The sequence below is a fragment of the Bradyrhizobium sp. USDA 327 genome, from assembly GCF_041262065.1.
In the GTDB taxonomy this organism is placed as follows: Bacteria; Pseudomonadota; Alphaproteobacteria; order Rhizobiales; family Xanthobacteraceae; genus Bradyrhizobium; species Bradyrhizobium liaoningense.
This window is the reverse complement of record NZ_JBGCCW010000001.1, coordinates 6,595,268-6,614,789: the sequence shown is the minus strand read 5'-3', so window position 1 is coordinate 6,614,789 and position 19,522 is coordinate 6,595,268. Positions and strand designations below refer to the sequence as shown.

The following is a 19,522-nucleotide window of genomic DNA, read 5'->3' as shown; positions in this document are numbered from 1 at the left end:
ATCGCCGCGAAGCCAGATTGGCCCGCGCCGTGCAGGCGCGGGCGGAAGGCTTCCGTTCAACGCCAGGGATCAAGAAACCTTCAAGGAGAGCGCCGTGACAGTTGTCCTTCCCACGCCCGCCCAACTTCGCAGCGTCGCCGAGCAGTGCGGCCTTTCGCTGTCCGACGACGACGTCACCTCGTTCCGCGGCCTGATGCAGGGCTCGATCGAGGCCTACAATCTCGTTGCCACGATGCCGGACGAGGTGCCGGAGGTGAAGTACCCGCGCACGCCCGGCTACCGCCCCTCGCCGGAAGAGAACCCGCGCAATGCCTGGTATCGCAAATCGACCGTGAAAGGTGCCGCCAGCGGCAAGCTCAAGGGCAAGACCGTTGCGCTGAAGGACAACATCATGCTGGCCGGCGTTCCCATGACCAACGGATCGTCGACGCTGGAAGGCTATGTGCCCGATTTCGACGCCACCATCGTCACGCGCATGCTGGATGCCGGCGCAGAGATCAAGGGCAAGGTGCATTGCGAGCACTTCTGCCTGTCCGGCGGCAGCCACACCGGATCCTACGGACCGGTGCATAATCCGCACAAGATGGGTTACTCGGCCGGCGGCTCGTCGTCGGGCTCGGGCGTCGTGGTCGCGCTCGGCGAGGTCGACATGGCGATCGGCGGCGATCAGGGCGGCTCGATCCGCATGCCGTCCTCGTTCTGCGGCATCTACGGGATGAAGCCGACCTGGGGCCTCGTGCCCTATACCGGAATCATGCCGATCGAGATCTATGTCGACCATACCGGCCCGATGACCGCGACGGTCGCCGACAACGCGCTGCTGCTCGAAGTGCTCGCCGGCGATGACGGCTACGATCCTCGCATCAAGGCTCCGAAGGTCGAGGAATACACCAAGGCGCTCGGTCAGGGCGTCAAGGGCATGAAGATCGGCATCCTCAAGGAAGGTTTTGAGCAGCCGGGCGCAGAGGCCGCGGTGAATGAAAGCGTGCGCGAGGCGGCAAAGCGTTTCAAGGATCTCGGCGCCACCGTCGAGACCGTCTCGATCCCGATGCACCTCCTGGGCGGCGCGATCTGGACCCCGATCGGCACCGAAGGCCTGACCCAGACCATGATGTTCGGCGACGGCTACGGCCTCAGCCGCGGCGACCTCTATTCGACCTCGCTGATGGATTTCCACCGTGGCTGGCGCCGGCAGGCCGATTCGCTGTCGGAGACCACGAAGCTGTTCATGATGCTCGGCACCTACATCAACAACAATTTCGGTCCACGCTTCTACGGCAAGGCGCTCAACATCTCGCGCCGCCTGACCGCGGCCTACGACAAGGCGTTCAGGGATTACGATCTCCTGCTGATGCCGACCACGCCGATGAAGGCGACCAGGCTGCCGGAGCCCAATGCCAGCCGCGAGGAGTACGTCGCCCGCGCGCTCGAGATGATCTCCAACACCGCGCCGTTCGACATCACCCATCATCCCGCGATGTCGCTGCCCTGCGGCATGGTCGATGGTCTGCCCGTCGGCCTGATGCTGGTCGGCCGCATGTTCGAGGAATCCACGATCTATCGCGCCGCCCATGCCTTCGAGCAGGTCGGCGACTGGAAGAAGATGTGAACGAGGTGTCGATGCAGGTGGGTAGAGCACCAGGGCGTTTTCGCGCGAACTGGACCCCGGTTCGCGTCAGGAAAACGCGTCAAAACTGCATTCTAGAGGCCCGTTCCGATTCCATCGGAACGGGAAAGGCTCCGGCGCATGGCTAATGCGTTCGTCGCGACGTTCGAGATCCTGAGCTTCGGGGCGATCATCGTTTTGATCGTGCTGGGGCTCGGGATCATCGCCAGCATGATGGGCATCTTCAACTTCGCGCAAGGCGAGTTCGTCCTGCTCGGCGCCTACGTCACCTATCTCGCCTATGCCAGGGGCCTGCCGATCTGGGCCGGCATGGTCGCGGCGCCCTTCGTCGTCGGCGCGCTCGGCTTCGTGCTGGAAGCGCTGATCATCCGCCGCTTCTACGCCGCCCCCATCGTCGCCATGCTCGGCACCTATGCGCTCGGCCTGATCATCCGCGAATCCGTGCGCGGGCTGATCGGCGGCTTCTATCTCACCGTGCCGGAGCCGATCGGCGGCTCGATCGACATCGGCTCCATCCACATCTCGGCCTGGCGCTTTACCATCATCGTCGTCACGCTCCTGGTGATGGCCGGCTGTTACCTGCTGCTCTCGCGCACCAGCTTCGGCCTGCGCATGCGCGCCACGCTGGAGAACCCGTCGCTGGCGCGCGCCTCCGGCATCTCCACGCCCTTGATGTACGGCGCCACCTTCGCGTTCGGCTCCGCGCTCGCCGGGCTTGCCGGCGCGCTGATCGTGCCGGTGTTCAGCCTCTACGCCGATCTCGGGCTGCGCTTCCTGATCCAGGGCTTCGTCGCGGTCATGGTCGGCGGCGTCGGCTCCTTCATCGGCCCGGTCGCCGGCGCCGGCGTCATCGGCACGCTCAGCGCCGCTCTGCCCTGGGTGATGGCGCCCGTCGTCGCCGACGTCCTCGTCTTCGTGCTCGCCATTGTCTTCATCAAATTCCGCCCGCAGGGCCTCATCGCTGGAAAAGGGGTTTAATCACATGCTCGATCGTACTCAGCTCACGCGACGTCGTTTCCTCTCCAATTTCGCCTTTGCGTCCGGCGCGGTCGCAACCGGTGTCGGCAGCTGGGTGATCCCGGCGCCCTGGGCCAATGCGGCCGAGGGCCCGATCAAGGTCGGCATCGCCACCGACCTCACCGGCCCCATCGCCTATGCCGGCAACGCCGACGCCAACGTCGCCAAGATGGTGATCAAGGAGATCAACGCGGCCGGCGGCCTGCTCGGCCGGCCGCTCGAGCTCTACATCGAGGACACCGCGTCCAACGAATCCGTCGCCGTCGGCAACGTGCGAAAGCTGATCCAGCGCGACAAGGTCGACATGGTGCTCGGCGGCATCACCTCGTCGATGCGCAACGCGATCAAGGATCCGATCGTCGCCCGCGGCAAGACGCTCTACATCTATCCGCAGCTCTACGAAGGCAAGGAGTGCACGCCCTACCTGTTCTGCACCGGCCCGACGCCGGCGCAGCAGTGCGACGAGTTCATCCCCTGGCTGATCAAGAACGGCGGCAAGAAGTTCGCGCTGCCCAGCGCCAACTACGTCTGGCCGCACACACTCAACGTCTACGCCCGCAAGGTGATCGAAGCTAACGGCGGCGAGGTCGTGTTCGAGGAATATTACCCGCTCGACCAGGTCGACTTCTCTTCGACGGTCAACCGCATCATCTCCAACAAGGTCGACGTCGTCTTCAACACCGTCATCCCGCCGGGCGTCGGTCCGTTCTTCAAGCAGCTCTATGAAGCGGGCTTCCTCAAGAACGGTGGGCGGCTCGCCTGCGTCTACTATGACGAGAACACGCTCAACATCAACCAGGCCGCGGAGATCGAGGGCCTCGCGAGCTGCCTCGACTATTTCAAGGTGCTGACCAAGGAGAACCCGTTCGACGCGAAAATCCAGGCCGCGTACGAGAAGGATTTCCCGGGCAACTTCCTGTTCGCCGCCGGCAGCGCCGCCACCGGCACCTATCGCGGCCTCAAGCTGTGGGAAGCCGCCGTCAAGGAAGCGGGCAAGATCGATCGCGAGTCGGTCGCCGCCGCGCTCGACCACGCCAAGATCGCGGAAGGTCCGGGCGGGCCGGCCGAGATGGTGCCGGGCAAGCGGCACTGCAAGATGAAGATGTACACCGCGGTCGCCAAGGGTGGGAACTACGAAATCGTCGCCCGCAGCAACGGCCTCGTCGATCCCAAGGAATGCTGACGGCACATGCTGGGTCATCGTCAGTTTGGCTTGCATCCGTGCCAGCCGAGAGACTCTCTCTTCACCTCTCCCGTAGGGAGAGGTCGGGTCGCATCGCAAGATGCGATCCGGGTGAGGGGATCCGGTCCCACTGCGCGTTGCGGCCCCTCACCCGGATTGCACTGGACGACGCTTCGCATCGCCAAGTGCAATCCGACCTCTCCCCGTTGGGGAGAGGTGAACCACGACCAGGCGGACTGATCCCACGATGTCGAATTCGAAATGCTGAAGTCCATGGGTGCAGCTAAGCAGGCTGTCCACGCCAACGTTGGCAGCGACGCGGACCTTCCGGTGGCCAAGAGCGCATCGACGGGACCAAAGATCCTGCCGATCGTGGAGGGCGTTGTGCTCGTCGCGGCGCTGCTCGCGCCGCTGGTGCTGCAGGACTATCTCACGGTGTTCGCGACGCGCGTGATCATCCTGGCGCTGTTCGCGCTGTCGTTCGACCTGGTCTGGGGCTATGCCGGCATCATGAGCTTCGGCCAGGCCCTGTTCTTCGGTTCGGCCGGCTACGGCGTCGCGCTGCTCGCGCGCGACCTCGACATCACCAACATCCTCCTGGTGCTGCCGGCGGGGACCATCATCGGACTCGCCTCGGCGCTCTTGCTCGGCGGCTTCCTGCTGCTCGGACGGCATCCCTCGAGCGTGATCTTCGTGTCGCTGGGTACGCTCACCGGCTCCTATGCTGCCGACCGCCTCGCGCGCGGCTGGTATTATCTCGGCGGCCAGAACGGCATTCCCTCGATCGCGCCGATGTCGCTCGGCGGCTACGAGTTCACGGAAGGTCCGGCCTTCTACTATCTCGTGCTCGGCATCCTCGTCGTCGTCTATCTGCTCTGCCGCTTCCTGGTGCGTTCGCAGTTCGGCCTCGCGCTCGCCGGCCTGCGCGAGAATGAGCAGCGCATCGCCTTCTTCGGCTACAAGGCGCAGCATCTGAAAGCCATCATCTTCACCATCGGCGGCGCCATTGCGGGTCTTGCCGGCAGCCTCTACGCCTTCCACGAAGGCTTCGTCTGGCCCAACATCGTCGGCGTCGTGGTCTCGACCCAGGTCGTGCTCTATGTGCTGTTCGGCGGCTCCGGCACGCTGATCGGCGCCGTCATCGGCACCGTCATCGTCGAGGGCGTCAGCTTCTGGCTGTCGGACAATTATCGTGACGTCTGGCCGATCATCCTGGGCCTCTTGCTGCTGCTCGTGATTCTGTTCCGGCCGCTCGGCCTGATCAGCTTCGTGCTCGGCGAGCGCGAGCGGGTCGGCAGCTTCGGTGCGAAGCCAAAGGAGAAGCGCAATGCCGCTCCTTGAGGCCGCCGGCATCAAGAAGGTCTTCGGCAAGCTCACGGCGCTCGATGGCGCCGCGCTCACCGTCGGCGAGAACGAGTTTCACGGCCTGATCGGTCCGAACGGCTCCGGCAAGAGCACGCTGATGAAGTGTATCGCCGGCGCCGAGGTGCCGACGCAGGGGAAGGTGAGCTTCGTCAACACCGATATCACCGCCTTCACGCCGACCGAGCGGGCGCGGGCCGGCATGAGCCTGAAATTCCAGATCACCAGCGTGCTGCCGACGTTGACGCTCTACGACAACATCCTGCTCGCCCTGCAGGCGCAGTGCTCGCTGCTCGACCTCGTGTTTTCGCGCACGCGCGGGCTCCTGCACGACCAGGTCATGACCATGCTGACGCAGTTCCGCCTCGCCGACCGCGCCTTCGATGCGGCGGCGGCGCTGTCGCACGGCCAGCAGCAATGGCTGGAGATCGCGATGGCGCTCGCCGGCAAGCCGAAGCTGCTGCTGCTCGACGAGCCCACCGGCGGCATGAGCCTGGAGGAGCGCCGCGTCACCGGCGAACTGCTGCAGCCGATCAAGCAGCATTGCTCCCTCGTCATCGTCGAGCACGACCTCGATTTCATCCGCGACATCTGCGATCGCCTCACCGTGCTCGATCAGGGCAAGGTGCTGGCGTCGGGCACGGTGTCCGAGATCCAGGCCAACAAGTCCGTCCAGGAGATCTATCTGCGCCGTGCCTGAATTTTTGGACATCAAGCATCTCGACGCCGGCTATGGACGCAGCCAGGTCCTGTTCGACGTCAGCCTCGGCATTCCCTGGCGCGGCGGCGTCGCCGTGCTCGGCCGCAACGGTGCCGGCAAGACCACGCTGATGAAGACCATCGTCGGCGAGCTGCCGGCATGGAAGGGCGAGATCGGCTTCGACGGCCGCGACATCAGCCGCCGCGCCACCCAGGAGCGCGTCCGTGCCGGCATCGGCTACGTGCCGCAGGAGCATTCGGTGTTCGCGCGCCTGTCGGTGCGCGACAATCTCGCGGTCGGCTCGCTCGCGAGTAAGAAGGCCGACGCAGTGGATCACGTGCTGACCATCTTCCCCAAGCTCGGCCAGCGCCTCGACCAGCCTGCCGGCACGCTCTCCGGCGGCGAGCGCAAGATGCTCGCCATCGGCCGCGCCATGCTGGGCGATCCGAAATTGCTGCTGCTGGATGAGCCGACCGAGGGCGTCTGGATCGGCGTGATCGAGGAGATCACCGAACGCCTGATCGATCTCGCCAAGGAGATCGCCGTCATCATCGTCGAGCAGCACCTCGACCTCGCTTTGCGCGTCGCCGACTACGCCTACGTCCTCGACCGCGGCAGGGTCGCGCTGCAAGGCGAGGCGGGCGAGGTCAGGGACAATCCGGAGCTGATGCGGTATCTGGCGCCGTAGGATCGCGCTGCGCGCCTGCGGATGAGGCGCGACACTGTCACCCGCTCTCAACCGTCGTTCGCGCCTTCGCGGGGAATGACGGCATCAGGCTGGGATAGCGCGGAGAACGTCGCCCCTACTTCACCGCCCCAAACCGGCTGTCGAACGAGTTCGACTGCACCACCGGTGCGGCGCCCATGATCTGCGTCGCTTCACCCGCGCCGTCCGAGACCGACGGCTTCAGCGCCGGACGCGTCGCGGCAAGGCGCGTATCCGGCTTTGCCGGTTCGGCGGGCTTGGCGACGACGGCAGGCTTCGGCGCTTCCTTCGCAGTATCCTTGGACTTGTCATGCCCCGGCACGAAGCGGGTCACTGCGGCCTTGAGCCTCGACGCTGCCGTGGGCGGCGTCACGGACGTCTGGGCCGGCGCCACGGACGCCGTGGCTTGCGGCGGAGGCGTGGTCGCCGTGGTATCGGCGGTGCCGAGGCCCATCTTGCGGCCAAGGTTCGAGAAGAAGCCGCCGCCCGAGGATTTCTCCTGGGATTTCTCTTGAGCTCTCTCCGCCGGCGCGGCTGCGGCGACGCGCGTGGTCGCGGGCGCGCTGACGGCAACGACCGGCTCTTCCTGCGGTGCAGGCGCGGATGCCACCGCATCGAGATTCGGCTTGGGCGGATTGACGTGTCCGGGGATCGTGCCGGGCGCCTTCGCCATCGCCAGCATCTGCAGCGTGGTGCCTTCGGCGCCCTCGGAGAGGCCGGTCGAGCCTTCCGGAATCTTCGCGGCGAACACCTTGTTCATGCCGCCGTCGATGCCGGTGTTCATGCGCGCCACCGGCGTGCCCTTGGCGACGAGCCTGGCGTATTCCGTTTCGTCCTTGGCCTGCTTCCCGCGCACGGCCTCGGCGATCTCCTCGGGGATCACATAGGCCGGGCATTTCGCCGAGGCGTCGAACACCGGGTCGCGCTTGGCATCCGCCGGCTTCGCGGCGTCGAACACGTATTTCTTCTCGCAGAAATCGACCTTCGGCTCCTGCCGCGTCACCTCGAAATGATCATAGCCTTCCTTGATCATCTTCCAGAACGGCATGTTCGGATTGTTCCGGTGCCTGGCCATGTTCACCGGCGTCATCTTGAACGGATAGGCCTGGAGCTGGAACGCCTTCTGGCCGCCGAAGAAGGATTCGCGCCCGAGCGAATAGATCTCCGCGATCTGCTCGTCCGTCATCGCGTAGCAGCCGCGCGAGGAGCAATCGCCATGCACCATCAGCTGCGAGCCGGTGCGCCCCAAAGCCTTGTCGAATGCGTTCGGATAGCCCGTGTTGAAGGACAGGTAATAGGCCGACTGCGGATTCATCTGGCTCGGATTGATCGAGTAGAATCCCTCCGGCGCCTGGCGGTCGCCTTCGCGCACCTTGGGGCCGAGGTCGCCGGACCAGCGGCAGATCGGATAGGTCTTGAGCAGCGCGAACTTGCCTGACCGGGTCTGCTTCCAGACCTCGAGCTCGGCCTCCTGCTTGAACAGGCGGACCAGGATCGGCGATTGCAGGTCCATGTCCTTCTCGGCCATCGCAGCGATCAGCTTCGGCGGCACCGGCTGGTTGGCCTTGGCGTTGGTCGCGAGCGAGATCTGGTCGGTGTTGCAGCCGGCCAGCAGGCCGCCGGCCGTCATCAGCGCAACCGAAGCCAAGAGCGCGCGAGCAAGCGAACGAGAAATCAAGATGGACCCCACACCGTGCCGGGCAGCGAGCGCGAACCCCAATTTTTCAGGAGCATGATCCGACCGGGTACCCCCGGGCCCGTCGCAACGGGCTTTTTCAGCTCACGCTCCAGCGCTTATGCCCTGAAGCCATTGATTAAAATTCTAACCTCTGGGTCATGTGGTCGCAACCCGAGCGGGGATCACGAGCCCGTTGGCCCGAAGCTGTGGTCAACAGAGACTTAAACTGGGCCGGAACTTGGACCACGCGACCAAACCACCACTGAGATCGCCGATTTGGGCAAAAAAAGGGTTAATGCGGGGTTACCGTCTCGCTCTTCACCTCCCCCGCTTGCGGGGGAGGCCGGGAGGGGGCTCGCGCCACAATGGGAATGCCGCGAGGGGAGACACCCTCTCCCCTCCCCCGCAGGCGGGGGAGGGAGCGCACCGCCGTTGCGGCGCTAAAACGGGCGAATCAGCCCAGTTTCCGGCCGATATCGAGGAATTTCTGCCGCCGCTGCTTACGGATGGCCTCGGCGTCGAGGTCCCGGAGCTCGTCGAAGGCCTTGGCGATGGCCTCACCCGTCGTTGCGATCATGGCCGCGGGGTCGCGATGGGCGCCGCCGACCGGCTCCTTCAGGATCTGGTCGATCACGCCGAAGCGGAGCATGTCCTGGGCGGTGATCTTCATGTTGTTGGCGGCTTCCTGCGCCTTGGTGCCGTCGCGCCAGAGGATGGAGGACGCCGCCTCCGGCGAGATCACGCTGTAGATCGCGTGCTCCAGCATCAGGACCTTGTTGGCGGTGGTGATGGCGATGGCGCCGCCCGACATGCCCTCGCCGGTGATGATGGCGACGTTCGGCACGGTCAGCGCCAGGCAGGCGTCGGTCGAGCGCGCGATTGCCTCGGCCTGGCCGCGCTCCTCTGCGCCGATGCCGGGATAGGCGCCCGCGGAATCGGCGAGCGACAGCACCGGCAGGCCGAACCGCTCGGCCATCTCCATCAGCCGCACGCATTTGCGATAGCCCTCCGGCCGCGCCATGCCGAAATTGTGCCGGATCCGGCTCTCGGTTGAATCGCCCTTCTCCTGGCCCATCACGCAGATCGGCTCGCCGCGGAAGCGGCCGAAGCCGGCGACCAGCGCCTCGTCCTCGCCGAACTTGCGATCGCCGGCGAGCGGGGTGAATTCGGTGATCAGGCCCTTGATGAAGTCGTTGAAATGCGGCCGCTGCGGATGCCGCGCGACCAGCGTCTTCTGCCACGGCGTCAGGTTCTGATAGAGGTCGGCCAGCGCCTGCGCCGCCTTGTCCTCGATCCGCCCGATCTCGTCGCTGATGTCGGTGCCGGACGCCGCGAGCGCCCGCAATTCATCGACCTTGGAGTCGAGCTCGGCGACGGGCTTTTCGAAGTCGAGATAGCTGCGCATCTGGTCTTGCATCAACTCAATATAGGGGGACGGGGCCTTGGAGCGAAGCGAGGTTAGGGTCGCGGAAAGAAGTGTAGCGTCTTCAATGGCTTGGCTTGTGTGCTCGTGTGGCTCCAGCCAAATCAGTCGGTGAGGCCCCGGCTCTTTCTGCGGAGATGCGGCCGAAGTCAAGGCGGTTTCGTTTCCCCCCGCTGTCGTCCCTGCGAACGCAGGGACCCCATAACCACAGGGAGACGTTTGGCGAAGACTGGCAGTGAAGCGGTCTTCCCAAGATACTAACACGACCCGTCACGGATAGATCACGCGGTATGGGTCCCTGCGTTCGCAGGGACGACAGTCACTTCTCCGCCAGCGGGTGCAGGTCGCGCACCAGACTCTTCAGCCGCTCCTCCACTACGTGGGTGTAGATCTGCGTCGTGGAGATATCGGTGTGGCCGAGCAGCGTCTGCACGATGCGCAGATCGGCGCCGTTGTGCAGCAGGTGGCTGGCAAAGGCGTGGCGCAGCACGTGCGGGGAGACCAGCCGGGCCTGCAGGCCGGAGGCAACCGCGAGCTCTTTCAAATCGCGGGCGAAATGCTGCCGCGTCAGATGTCCGCTCTCGCCAAAGGAGGGGAACAGCCATTTCGAGGCGGCGAGGCTGTCTTTCTTCTTCTTCTCGGTCTTTGCGGCCTCCGTCGCGGCAAGGTAATCCGCCATCGCCTGCCGCGAGGCCTCGTTGAGCGGCACCAGCCGTTCCTTGTTGCCCTTGCCGCGCACCACGATCATGCGCGCATCGCGCTTGGCCGCCGAGCGCGGCAGCGCCACCAGCTCGGAGACGCGCAGGCCCGTGGCATAGAGCACCTCGAGCAGGCAATAGAGCCTGAGAGCGCGCAGCCGCTTCGCCGGCGAGGCCTCTTCCGTCTCGCTCAACTCCTTGGCGCGGCGGAGCATGCGATCGACATCCGTGATCGACAGCACCTTCGGCAGGCCGCGGCCGCGCTTGGGACCGGACAGGATCGCCGCGGGATCGTCGCCGCGGATGCGCTCGTTCAGGAGGAAGCGGTAGAGATGCCGCATCGCCGACAGGCGGCGGGCGACGCTGGTGGATTTGAAGCCGCGGGTGTCGAGATCGGCGAGATAGTCGCGCAGCGTCTGCGTTTCCGCGTCCACGAAACTGTGGCCGACGCGGCCCAGAAATTCCGAGAAGTCGCTGAGGTCGCGGCGATAGGCGTCGAGCGTATTGGGCCCCGCGCCCTGTTCCGCCGCGAGCATGTCGAGGAACAGGCCGATGAGCTTGGCGTCTGAGGGCTTGGTGGGCATGCCTCGGAGGCTAGCGCCTATTTCTTGAGAAATTTATCCGGCGGGATCGTCACCGTCATTTCCCGCGGCTTGGGATTGACGAAGTTCGCCAGCGCGAAGACCACGCCATAGACGATGCCGGCGATCACGGCGACGACCGTCAGGAAGCGGAACAGGCTGGGCATCGTTCTGGGGTCTCGGGCAGAGGACTTGGATAGGGTCTTCGATAGGATCTTGGATAGGGCTCTTGGTAGGTCTTGGCAGCCAAATTAACCAATGAAATCATCCAACATGTTCGCCGTTTCGTGGCAAGAGTCCTCTGGCGAGGGCCCCCATGGGATCGTATAGGTGGCCAAAGCATGCCGCCCCCGGCGGCAGTTCGAGCGAGGTCCATGTCCGACGCCGCGGTGCCAGCACAAGCGACCCCTGAGGCCGACATCCTGTCGGCGCTCGGCGCGCGCTCGATCGTGCTGGTCGGCATGATGGGGGTGGGCAAGTCCACCATCGGCCGGCGGTTGGCGGCGCGGCTTGGTCTGCGATTTCTCGATGCCGATGTCGAAATCGAGGTGGCCCACGCCGGCATGAGCATCCCGGAAATCTTTGCGGCCCATGGCGAGCCCTATTTCCGCGATGGCGAGGCCCGCGTGATCGCGCGCCTGCTCGAGGGAGGTCCCGTGGTGCTGGCGACCGGCGGCGGCGCTTTCATGCGCGAGGAGACACGCGCGCGCATCGCGGCGAAGGCCATCTCGATCTGGCTGAAGGCGGACCATGACGTCATCATGCGCCGCGTGCGCCGTCGTGCCGACCGTCCGCTGCTTCAGACCGCCGATCCCGAAGGAACCGTGACGCGCCTTCTCGCCCAGCGTGAGCCGGTCTATGCCAATGCCGACCTCACCATCGCCTCGCGCGACGTGCCGCACGACCGGATCGTCGAGGAATGCATCGAGGCGCTGCACGCCCATCTCTGCGGCGGGCAGGCCGCCCAACCACCTGCCGACGTTGCGAGTGCCGTACGATGACTGCGCCGTTGAAACATTCCGAACCCGTCAAGGTCGACGTCGCGCTCGGCGACCGCGCCTATGACATCGTCATCGGCCGCGGCGTGCTATCTTCGCTTGGAGAACGGGTCGCAGCCTTGCGGCCGGGCGTACGTACGGCTGTTGTCACCGACCGCACCGTTGCAAAGTACTGGCTCGAGGCGGCCGAAGCGTCGCTCGCAGCAAGCGGCATTCCGACCTCGCGCATCGTCGTCGAGGAAGGCGAGATCTCCAAGACCTATGCCGGCCTCGAAAAAGTCAGCGAAGCCCTGATCGCCGCGAAGATCGAGCGCAACGATCTCGTCATCGCACTCGGTGGTGGCGTCGTCGGCGATCTCGCCGGCTTTGCCGCAGCGATCCTGCGCCGCGGCGTCGATTTCGTGCAGGTGCCGACCTCGCTTCTCGCGCAGGTCGATTCATCCGTCGGCGGCAAGACCGGCATCAACTCGCCGCAGGGCAAGAATCTGCTCGGCGCCTTCCACCAGCCGGTGCTCGTCATCGCCGACACCGCCGTGCTCGACACGCTGTCGCCGCGCCAGTTCCGCGCCGGCTATGCCGAGGTCGCCAAATACGGCGTGCTCGGCGACGAGGCCTTCTTCACCTGGCTGGAGAAGAACCATTCCGACATCTTCAAGGGCGGCTCGGCCCGCGAGCACGCGATCGCGACCTCCTGCCGCGCCAAGGCCGGCGTCGTCTCGCGCGACGAGCGCGAGACCGGCGAGCGCGCGCTGCTCAATCTCGGCCACACCTTCGGTCATGCGCTGGAAGCGGCGACCGGCTTCTCCGACCGCCTGTTCCACGGCGAGGGCGTCGCGATCGGCATGACGCTGGCGGCGCAGTTCTCGGCCAGGCTCGGCATGATCGGCGAGCTGGACGCGGCGCGCGTCGAACGGCACCTGATCGAAGCCGGCCTGCCGACGCGCCTGCAGGACATCGCCGGTTTCGCGCAGGAGGGACTTGCCGATGCCGATGCGCTGATGGCGCTGATGGCCCAGGACAAGAAGGTCAAGCGCGGCAAGCTCACTTTCATCCTGCTGGAGGCCGTGGGACGCGCGGTGATCGCCAAGGACGTCGAGCCGACGCTGGTGCGCGATTTCCTGCAGTCGAAACTGTCGCAGTGATGGCGGGACCGTTCAGGCCGGCCGCCCGCGAAACGGCGGGGACTGCCGAGGCGGTCGCGAGGCAAACATGAGTTCGATCTCGATCAATCTTCTGCTGGCGGTCCTCCTGCTCGCCGCCAACGCGTTTTACGTGGCTGCGGAATTTGCGCTCGTGAAGAGCCGCGGCTTTCGTGTCAAGGCCATGGTCGAGCAGAATCGCTTCGGCGCCCGCCTGCTGCAGACGATGATGGGGAATATCGAATCCTATCTCGCCTGCTGCCAGCTCGGCATCACCATGGCTTCCCTCGGTCTTGGTTGGATCGGTGAGCCAACCGTGTCGGCGCTGCTGAGTCCGGTCCTCCAGCCGCTCGGTTTGTCGGAGGCCACGCTGCACTTCGTCTCGTTCGTGGCGGGTTTCCTGGTCTTTTCCTCGCTGCATATCATCATCGGCGAGCAGGTGCCGAAAACGCTTGCGATCAGGGAGCCGATGCCGGTGTCGCAGTGGATCGCCTATCCGCTGCATGTCTCCTACCTGCTGTTCTATCCGCTGAGCTGGTGTCTCAACGCGGCTTCGAGCGCGATCTTGCGTCTGATCGGGGTCCAGGAGTTTTCGCAGCACGAGATCCTGACGGATTCCGAGATCGAGGGCCTGGTCGAGGAATCGGCCGTGCACGGCAAGATCGAGAGCGGCGAGGCCGAATACATCCACAATGTCTTCCGCCTTGGCGAGCTGACCGTGTCCGACGTGATGGTTCATCGCACCGCCATGGTGATGATCAATGCCGACCTGCCGCCGGAGGAGCTGGTGCGTGAGGTGCTGGCCACCGAGTACACCCGCATTCCACTGTGGCGCGACAAGTCGGAGAACATCATCGGCATCCTGCACGCCAAGGATCTGTTGCGGGCCATCCGCGCGTCGGAGGGCGATACCTCGCGCATCGACGTCACGAGCATCATGCTGCCGCCCTGGTTCGTGCCGGAAATGCGGCCGATATCCCAACAGCTCAAGGCGTTCCGCCGTCGCAAGACCCATTTCGCGCTCGTCGTCGACGAGTATGGCGAGGTCGAAGGCCTCGTGACGCTGGAAGACATTCTGGAGGAGATCGTCGGCGATATCTCCGACGAGCACGACGTGGTGGTCACCGGCGTACGCCGTCAGCCCGACGGCTCTGTCGTGGTCGACGGCTCCGTGCCGATCCGCGATCTCAACCGCGCGCTGGACTGGCACCTGCCCGATGAAGAGGCAACGACGGTCGCCGGCCTCGTCATTCACGAAGCGCGCTCGATCCCCGACCGCGGCCAGAGTTTTACCTTCCACGGCTTCCGTTTCCGCGTCCTCCGCCGCGAGCGCAACCGCATCACCGCGCTCCGTATTTCACCGGTGGCACGCGAGGGTGAGCTGGAGGAGACCAAGCCGAGACGGGCCGGAACGTCGTTCTGATCTCGCTTACCCTCACCAGGAGCGGCGGGGCTGTCACATATGAGAGCTTGTCCCCGCGGCCATCCTTCGAGACGACGCGCTTTGCGGTCTCGTCAGGATGAGGCTTCGCCAAAGCGGTGTCCTTTGAAACTGCTGCTGCACACTCCGCCCTCATCCTGAGGGCCCGCCGGAGGCGGGCGTCTCGAAGGATGGCCGCAGGCGAGTTTCCCGCCGCGTTTCCTCATCTGCGATTGCCCTGCCCTCCAGGGGAGGGTGAGCAAATCACTCTTCCCCCGGCGCCTGCGCCTGGATCGCGAGCGCGTGCACGCCGCCGGAGAGTTCCGCGGCGAGCGCCGAATTTATCATGCGATGGCGGTCGACCCGGCTCTTCCCTTTGAAGGCGGTAGACACGATATACACCCGAAAGTGTGTCTCGCCGCCGGGCTGATGGCCGGCGTGGCCTTCATGCAAATGTGACTCGTCGACGACCCGCAGGCTTTCCGGCGTGAAAGCTTCCTGCAACTTGTTGCTGATAGTGTCTTTCATGACCATGAGTGCCATTAAGGGACGCGATCGCGGCCCGTCAACTCCCGGGCCTCACGCTAATTGCAATGTCAAGACTTGAAGGTTTTTGCATTGCGTAGTCAAAGTCAGCCATGCCGATCGATTCATCAAAGTTCTTCGACTCCATCCGCGTCAAGCCGCGCGGCAAGCAGGCGGAAGCGAAGCCGCGCGACAGCGTGGTCGCCTGCGAATGGACCGGCTGCCAGAACAAGGGCAGCCACCGCGCGCCCAAGGGCCGCGAGAACCAGCGCGAATACTGGCACTTCTGCCTGGACCACGTGCGCGAGTACAACCAGAACTACAATTTCTTCTCCGGCATGAACGCCGACGCCGTCGCGCGCTACCAGAAGGATGCGCTGACCGGTCACCGTCCGACCTGGAAGATGGGCGCCAATGGCGGCGTCAAGAAGGGCTCAGAAGCCGAGATCGACGGCGCGTTCGATCCGTTCAGCATGTTTCAGGAGCTCAATGGCCGCACGGGCTGGCGGAAGGGGCCGGAGGCGCCGCCCAAGGCCGAAACGCGCAAGGTGATGAACGCCGAGCGCAAGGCGCTCCAGGTCATGGGCCTCGGCCCCGGTGCGACGCTCGCCGACGTGAAGACGAAGTACAAGGCGCTGGTGAAGCAGCACCACCCCGATGCCAATGGCGGCGACCGCTCCACCGAAGACCGCCTGATCGAGATCATCAAGGCGTATAATTATCTGAAGACGGTCGTGCGGGAGGCGTAAGGCTTCACTGCGGGGCTATTGGATGCCGTCCGCCCGGAAGCGGACGGCACCTTCGACGTTACCTTGTCCGACAGACACGGACGCGCTTCACGATGCGGCGTCCATGATAACCGCGTGTGACCACGGTGCGTACGGTGCAGACCCTTCGCGGAACGTAATGATAGCGTGCGTTCACGACGTCCCCCGACACTGAAGTGTTTGGGATGGGATGCGCCGGCAGCGCATGGGCTGGCACCGCGAGTGACGACAGGGCGAACAGCGTTCCGGCAGCGAGGGCGTAGGAGAGCTTCTTCATTACCATTCCTTTTCGTGACTGCCCCTGAAGACATTCGTAGGGGCGAGCAGGAATGCGCGGCCAGCGTTTTTGTTCCGGCTGGCCGCTGAGTCCTTCCGTCGCGTGCTCGAAAAGAATCAGTTCTGACGAGCCCGGATATCCTGCTTGCGTCTAATCTGCAGGCATCGCCCCCACGTAGGACGAGCTCGGCCGGATCAACCGTCCCGTCCGCTGCTGCTCGCGCGCGTGTGCAGTCCATCCCGCGGCGCGCGCCACCGCGAAGATCGGCGTAAAGGCCTGCCTTGGAATTGCGAGCGCGTCGAGCAGGATCGCAGTGAAGAACTCCACATTCGTCTCCAGCGGCCGCTCCGGATTCTTCTTGCGCAGCGCCGCGCGGATATAGGCTTCGACTTCGCCGGCGAAGGGCAGGTCGGCGCCATTGGAAGCCAGCGCCTCGATCGCGGTCTTCAAGACGTCGGCGCGCGGGTCGCGCACGCGATAGACGCGGTGACCGAAGCCCATCATCCGCTCGCCGCGCGCCAGCGCCGCGTCGACCCACGGCTTGATCCGTTCACGCGAGCCGATCGCATCCAGCATTTCCAGCACCGGCTCGGGTGCGCCGCCGTGCAGGGGACCGGTGAGTGCGCAATAGCCCGCGGTCACGGCGGCGAACAGATCGGCTTGCGTCGAGGCCACCACACGCGTCGTGAAGGTCGAGGCATTCATGCCGTGGTCGCAAACGGTGACGAGATACGCATCGAGCGCGGTGACCTCGCGCGTTGCAGGCGCGCGCCCGTGCAGCATGCGCAGCGTGTCGGCAGCGTGGCTCACGCTGGGATCGGGCGCGACCGGCTCCAGTCCCTTGGCGCGGCGGACCAGTGCGCCTGCGATCACCGGGAATGCGCCGACGATGGTCGCTTCATGTTCGAGCCCGTGCTCGGCGCGAAGCGCGGCGACAGCTGCGCGAAACCCGTCGACGATGCCGCGCGTCGCCGGCAGCAGGTCGGGCAGCCGCGCGAAGGCGCGCTCGCGCGCCGCGCCCAGGCTCGCCTGCACATTGGTTTCGCTCAGGCTGGTCTTGCTCGCGCCGTTCCAGAGGCGGGCGGTGACGCCCTCGAAGCTCAATTTGGCGGCCAGGGTGCCGACATGCTCGCCGGCGATGATCAACTCGCCACGCTCGCCATCGACATGGCTCAGCACGGTTTCAGCCGCAGGGACGCCGTCCAGCCCGATCTGGCTCTTGGTAAGGTGAATGTTCATGACCTGTCTCCTTTCACGGCAGAAAGGTCGGGCCTCTCGACAGATTGATCAATCTTGATTACGTAAATCAATATGAAAAATTCCGATGGGCTGTACCTCTCTGCCCGGGAAGCCGCCGCCGAGCTCGCGGTCTCCCCGGCCACCCTCTACGCCTATGTCAGCCGCGGCCTGATCCGCTCCGAGCCGACGCCGGATTCGCGCAAGAACCGCTACCGCGCGGAGGATGTCCGGGCGCTGAAGGAGCGCCGCGTACCGTCGCCGGAGCCGCGCGGGCTCCGCAGCTTCGATGCCGACCTGCCGGTGATGGACACGGAGATATCGACCATCACCGAGGAGGGCGCGATCTATCGCGGCGTCAATTGCGTCGATCTTTCCGAGAGCGACACGCTGGAGCACACGGCGACGCTGCTCTGGGATGTCTCCGGCGTCGATCCGTTCGATCCGGACAATCAGCCGGAGATATCCGAGGAGATGCGCACGATCGCAGCGGCCGTGCGCCGGGCGGCGCCGATCGACCGGGCCATCGCCGTGCTGGCGCTGGCAGCCAGTGCCGATCCCCGCGCCTTCACCCGTGCGCCCGATGGCCGCGCCATGGTCGGCGCGCGCATCGTCCGTCTGCTGGTCGCGACCATGCTCAACGCCGAGCCGTCGGCCGAGCCGCTGCATCGGCAGATCGCCAACGCCTGGGCGCCCGACAACAAGCATGCGCCGGATCTGATCCGCCGCGCGCTGGTTCTGCTCGCCGATCACGAACTGAACGCCTCGACCTTCACCGCGCGTTGCGCTGCCTCGACTGGTCTCAACCTCTACGATTCCGTCATCGCCGGCCTCGCCGCGTTGAAAGGGCCGAAGCATGGCGGGGCCGGCGTGCTAGCCTCGCAGCTCGTCAGGACGCTGGTTGACCGCGACGTGGAGCCTGTGGTGCGCGAGCGCGTCGCGCTCGGCGAGCGTTTTGCCGGCTTCGGCCATGGCGTCTACAAGCGCGGCGATCCCCGTGCGCAATCGCTGCTGAACGCATTGTCGCGCGCCGGCGCGCCGCGCAAATTCACCCGCGAGGTGCCGGAGCGCATCGCGGAAGCAACCGGCGAGTTCGTCAACATCGACTACGCGCTCGCAGTCCTCGTGCACGCGCTGCGCCTGCCAGCGGGCAGCGAGCTCGCCTTGTTCGCCATGGCGCGCAGCGTCGGCTGGGTCGCGCACGCCAGCGAGCAATTGCAGTTCGGCAAGTTGATCCGCCCGCGGGCCAGGTATGTCGGGCCGGCGCCGGGGCGGAGGGTGGCCAGTTAGAGCTACTGCGAGCGCGTCGTCCTCCGCTGTCGTCCCTGCGAACGCAGGGACCCATACCGCGTGATCTATCGATTGCGATCGGCAGGAGCACCGAACGACAAGTCTTCGCCAAACCGCTCCCTGGGGTTATGGATCCCTGCGTTCGCAGGGACGACACCTGTGATGTCGCGCTTACTGCGCTCGCGGCTTTGCTCCCGCGCTGCCGCTACCATTCCGGCGGCGGATGAGCCACACCGCCGCGCCCCCCACGATCGCGACCCCGACCACGGTCAAGATCCAGATGTGCTTGCCGACATGCTCATGATGATGCAGCCCGGCATATTCGTGCAGGGCCGAGACCGCCAGCACGCCCGGCAGCACATGCGCGGGCGCCCAGGCCAGGATGGCCGGGATGTTCACCGCGTAGAATTTCGCCGGCGCCATGCCGAGTGCGCCGGCGGTCACGGGGACGAAGGCCCGGACCGGCGGCACGAAGCGGGCGAAGAACACGGCCCAGGTGCCGAAGCGGTTGAAGAAGCTCTCGCTCTCGGCGACCACGCGCGGATAGTTGGTCAGGGGCCAGGTGTTGAGGATCTCGCGCTGCTGCCGGTGCCCGATCCAGTAGGCCGAACCGTCGCCGAGCACGGCGCCGAGCGCGGCCGCCGCCAACACCCATGGCAGCTGCAGTTCGCCGCCCGGGACCAGGGCGCTCAACGCCAGGATGATGGTCGAGCCGGGGATCACCGATCCCACCACCGGAACGGCTTCGAGCAGCGCCGCCAGGAACAGGGTCAGATAGCCCAGCCATGGATGGGCCGAGACGAAGGAGATGAGCGGATCGAGGAGGGACGTCACGTCGTTTCTGTGGCGGGCTGGAGCATCGGAGTTCAGACCCTACCTAAGTAAGCACGAGCGG

18 protein-coding genes are annotated in these 19,522 nt (G+C 65.5%); 11 read left to right on the top strand and 7 right to left on the bottom strand.

The features are described 5' to 3' along the window. Positions 1-94: 94 nt before the first annotated feature. The 6 genes from ABIA42_RS31345 (at position 95) to ABIA42_RS31320 (ending at position 6,577) form a co-directional block, all read left to right on the top strand. Positions 95-1,609: an amidase gene (locus tag ABIA42_RS31345; protein ID WP_271531231.1), complete on the top strand. Its 1,515-nt coding sequence runs from the start codon at positions 95-97 to the stop codon at positions 1,607-1,609. Positions 1,610-1,747: 138 nt separating this feature from the next. Next, entirely contained in the window at positions 1,748-2,605 is an 858-nt protein-coding gene (locus ABIA42_RS31340; protein ID WP_271531232.1) for a branched-chain amino acid ABC transporter permease, read from the top strand. A gap of 4 nt (positions 2,606-2,609) precedes the next feature. Continuing rightward, positions 2,610-3,827 (top strand): substrate-binding protein, encoded by a 1,218-nt coding sequence (locus ABIA42_RS31335; RefSeq protein ID WP_271531233.1) that lies wholly within the window; start codon positions 2,610-2,612, stop codon positions 3,825-3,827. 261 nt (positions 3,828-4,088) lie between these two features. Then, positions 4,089-5,168: a branched-chain amino acid ABC transporter permease gene (locus ABIA42_RS31330; RefSeq protein WP_370117896.1), complete on the top strand. Its 1,080-nt coding sequence runs from the start codon at positions 4,089-4,091 to the stop codon at positions 5,166-5,168. After that, complete coding sequence (locus ABIA42_RS31325; protein WP_319336001.1) at positions 5,155-5,889, top strand: ABC transporter ATP-binding protein; 735 nt, start codon at positions 5,155-5,157, stop codon at positions 5,887-5,889. The genes ABIA42_RS31330 and ABIA42_RS31325 overlap by 14 nt, the downstream gene beginning before the upstream one ends. Next, entirely contained in the window at positions 5,882-6,577 is a 696-nt protein-coding gene (locus tag ABIA42_RS31320; RefSeq protein ID WP_028177471.1) for an ABC transporter ATP-binding protein, read from the top strand. The genes ABIA42_RS31325 and ABIA42_RS31320 overlap by 8 nt, the downstream gene beginning before the upstream one ends. Before the next feature lie 115 nt (positions 6,578-6,692). On the opposite strand, the gene ABIA42_RS31315 is transcribed toward ABIA42_RS31320, so the two are convergent. The 4 genes from ABIA42_RS31315 to ABIA42_RS31300 all read right to left on the bottom strand — a co-directional run bounded on the left by ABIA42_RS31315 (position 6,693) and on the right by ABIA42_RS31300 (position 11,142). After that, on the bottom strand, positions 6,693-8,273 hold the full coding sequence (locus tag ABIA42_RS31315; RefSeq protein ID WP_370117901.1) for a L,D-transpeptidase family protein: 1,581 nt from the start codon (positions 8,271-8,273) through the stop codon (positions 6,693-6,695). A 454-nt stretch (positions 8,274-8,727) separates the two neighbouring features. After that, the gene (locus ABIA42_RS31310; protein ID WP_124162736.1) at positions 8,728-9,690 is read right to left on the bottom strand and encodes an acetyl-CoA carboxylase carboxyltransferase subunit alpha; all 963 of its coding nucleotides are present in this window, start codon (positions 9,688-9,690) and stop codon (positions 8,728-8,730) included. A 325-nt stretch (positions 9,691-10,015) separates the two neighbouring features. Then, the gene (gene xerD, locus ABIA42_RS31305) at positions 10,016-10,978 is read right to left on the bottom strand and encodes a site-specific tyrosine recombinase XerD (protein ID WP_370117905.1); all 963 of its coding nucleotides are present in this window, start codon (positions 10,976-10,978) and stop codon (positions 10,016-10,018) included. Between the two features lie 17 nt (positions 10,979-10,995). Continuing rightward, positions 10,996-11,142, bottom strand: a complete 147-nt coding sequence (locus ABIA42_RS31300; RefSeq protein WP_035669499.1) for a hypothetical protein — start codon at positions 11,140-11,142, stop codon at positions 10,996-10,998. Positions 11,143-11,349: 207 nt separating this feature from the next. On the opposite strand from ABIA42_RS31300, the gene ABIA42_RS31295 reads away from it, so the two are divergent. The 3 genes from ABIA42_RS31295 to ABIA42_RS31285 all read left to right on the top strand — a co-directional run bounded on the left by ABIA42_RS31295 (position 11,350) and on the right by ABIA42_RS31285 (position 14,535). Beyond that, positions 11,350-11,976: a shikimate kinase gene (locus tag ABIA42_RS31295; RefSeq protein WP_370117908.1), complete on the top strand. Its 627-nt coding sequence runs from the start codon at positions 11,350-11,352 to the stop codon at positions 11,974-11,976. Beyond that, complete coding sequence (aroB, locus tag ABIA42_RS31290) at positions 11,973-13,115, top strand: 3-dehydroquinate synthase (RefSeq protein WP_271531239.1); 1,143 nt, start codon at positions 11,973-11,975, stop codon at positions 13,113-13,115. Before ABIA42_RS31295 ends, aroB begins: the two co-directional genes overlap by 4 nt. A 67-nt stretch (positions 13,116-13,182) precedes the next feature. Then, positions 13,183-14,535 (top strand): hemolysin family protein, encoded by a 1,353-nt coding sequence (locus ABIA42_RS31285; protein ID WP_028177477.1) that lies wholly within the window; start codon positions 13,183-13,185, stop codon positions 14,533-14,535. 261 nt (positions 14,536-14,796) lie between these two features. Here the strand turns inward: ABIA42_RS31285 and ABIA42_RS31280 are convergent, their stop codons facing one another. Further along, positions 14,797-15,066, bottom strand: coding sequence for a BolA family protein (locus tag ABIA42_RS31280; protein WP_370123837.1), 270 nt, complete (start codon positions 15,064-15,066; stop codon positions 14,797-14,799). A gap of 104 nt (positions 15,067-15,170) precedes the next feature. Here ABIA42_RS31280 and ABIA42_RS31275 point away from each other — a divergent pair, with 104 nt between their 5' ends. Next, the gene (locus tag ABIA42_RS31275; protein ID WP_370117913.1) at positions 15,171-15,806 is read left to right on the top strand and encodes a J domain-containing protein; all 636 of its coding nucleotides are present in this window, start codon (positions 15,171-15,173) and stop codon (positions 15,804-15,806) included. A gap of 445 nt (positions 15,807-16,251) precedes the next feature. Here ABIA42_RS31275 and ABIA42_RS31270 read toward each other — a convergent pair whose 3' ends face one another. Next, positions 16,252-17,340, bottom strand: coding sequence for a citrate synthase/methylcitrate synthase (locus ABIA42_RS31270; protein ID WP_370117915.1), 1,089 nt, complete (start codon positions 17,338-17,340; stop codon positions 16,252-16,254). A gap of 72 nt (positions 17,341-17,412) precedes the next feature. Between ABIA42_RS31270 and ABIA42_RS31265 the strand changes: the two genes are divergently transcribed. Next, complete coding sequence (locus ABIA42_RS31265) at positions 17,413-18,627, top strand: citrate/2-methylcitrate synthase (RefSeq protein WP_370117918.1); 1,215 nt, start codon at positions 17,413-17,415, stop codon at positions 18,625-18,627. A gap of 171 nt (positions 18,628-18,798) precedes the next feature. Here ABIA42_RS31265 and ABIA42_RS31260 read toward each other — a convergent pair whose 3' ends face one another. Then, positions 18,799-19,461: a DedA family protein gene (locus ABIA42_RS31260; RefSeq protein ID WP_370117921.1), complete on the bottom strand. Its 663-nt coding sequence runs from the start codon at positions 19,459-19,461 to the stop codon at positions 18,799-18,801. Positions 19,462-19,522 lie beyond the last annotated feature (61 nt).

Excerpts from the sequence above, each read along its gene's own strand:
- ABIA42_RS31265 (WP_370117918.1), top strand. The coding sequence starts at position 17,413 with ATGAAAAATTCCGATGGGCTGTACCTCTCTGCCCGGGAAGCCGCCGCC.
- ABIA42_RS31280 (WP_370123837.1), bottom strand. The coding sequence starts at position 15,066 with ATGGTCATGAAAGACACTATCAGCAACAAGTTGCAGGAAGCTTTCACG.
- ABIA42_RS31325 (WP_319336001.1), top strand. The coding sequence starts at position 5,155 with ATGCCGCTCCTTGAGGCCGCCGGCATCAAGAAGGTCTTCGGCAAGCTC.
- ABIA42_RS31285 (WP_028177477.1), top strand. The coding sequence starts at position 13,183 with ATGAGTTCGATCTCGATCAATCTTCTGCTGGCGGTCCTCCTGCTCGCC.
- ABIA42_RS31330 (WP_370117896.1), top strand. The coding sequence starts at position 4,089 with ATGCTGAAGTCCATGGGTGCAGCTAAGCAGGCTGTCCACGCCAACGTT.
- aroB (WP_271531239.1), top strand. The coding sequence starts at position 11,973 with ATGACTGCGCCGTTGAAACATTCCGAACCCGTCAAGGTCGACGTCGCG.
- ABIA42_RS31335 (WP_271531233.1), top strand. The coding sequence starts at position 2,610 with ATGCTCGATCGTACTCAGCTCACGCGACGTCGTTTCCTCTCCAATTTC.
- xerD (WP_370117905.1), bottom strand. The coding sequence starts at position 10,978 with ATGCCCACCAAGCCCTCAGACGCCAAGCTCATCGGCCTGTTCCTCGAC.
- ABIA42_RS31270 (WP_370117915.1), bottom strand. The coding sequence starts at position 17,340 with ATGAACATTCACCTTACCAAGAGCCAGATCGGGCTGGACGGCGTCCCT.
- ABIA42_RS31310 (WP_124162736.1), bottom strand. The coding sequence starts at position 9,690 with ATGCAAGACCAGATGCGCAGCTATCTCGACTTCGAAAAGCCCGTCGCC.
- ABIA42_RS31340 (WP_271531232.1), top strand. The coding sequence starts at position 1,748 with ATGGCTAATGCGTTCGTCGCGACGTTCGAGATCCTGAGCTTCGGGGCG.
- ABIA42_RS31300 (WP_035669499.1), bottom strand. The coding sequence starts at position 11,142 with ATGCCCAGCCTGTTCCGCTTCCTGACGGTCGTCGCCGTGATCGCCGGC.
- ABIA42_RS31295 (WP_370117908.1), top strand. The coding sequence starts at position 11,350 with ATGTCCGACGCCGCGGTGCCAGCACAAGCGACCCCTGAGGCCGACATC.
- ABIA42_RS31275 (WP_370117913.1), top strand. The coding sequence starts at position 15,171 with ATGCCGATCGATTCATCAAAGTTCTTCGACTCCATCCGCGTCAAGCCG.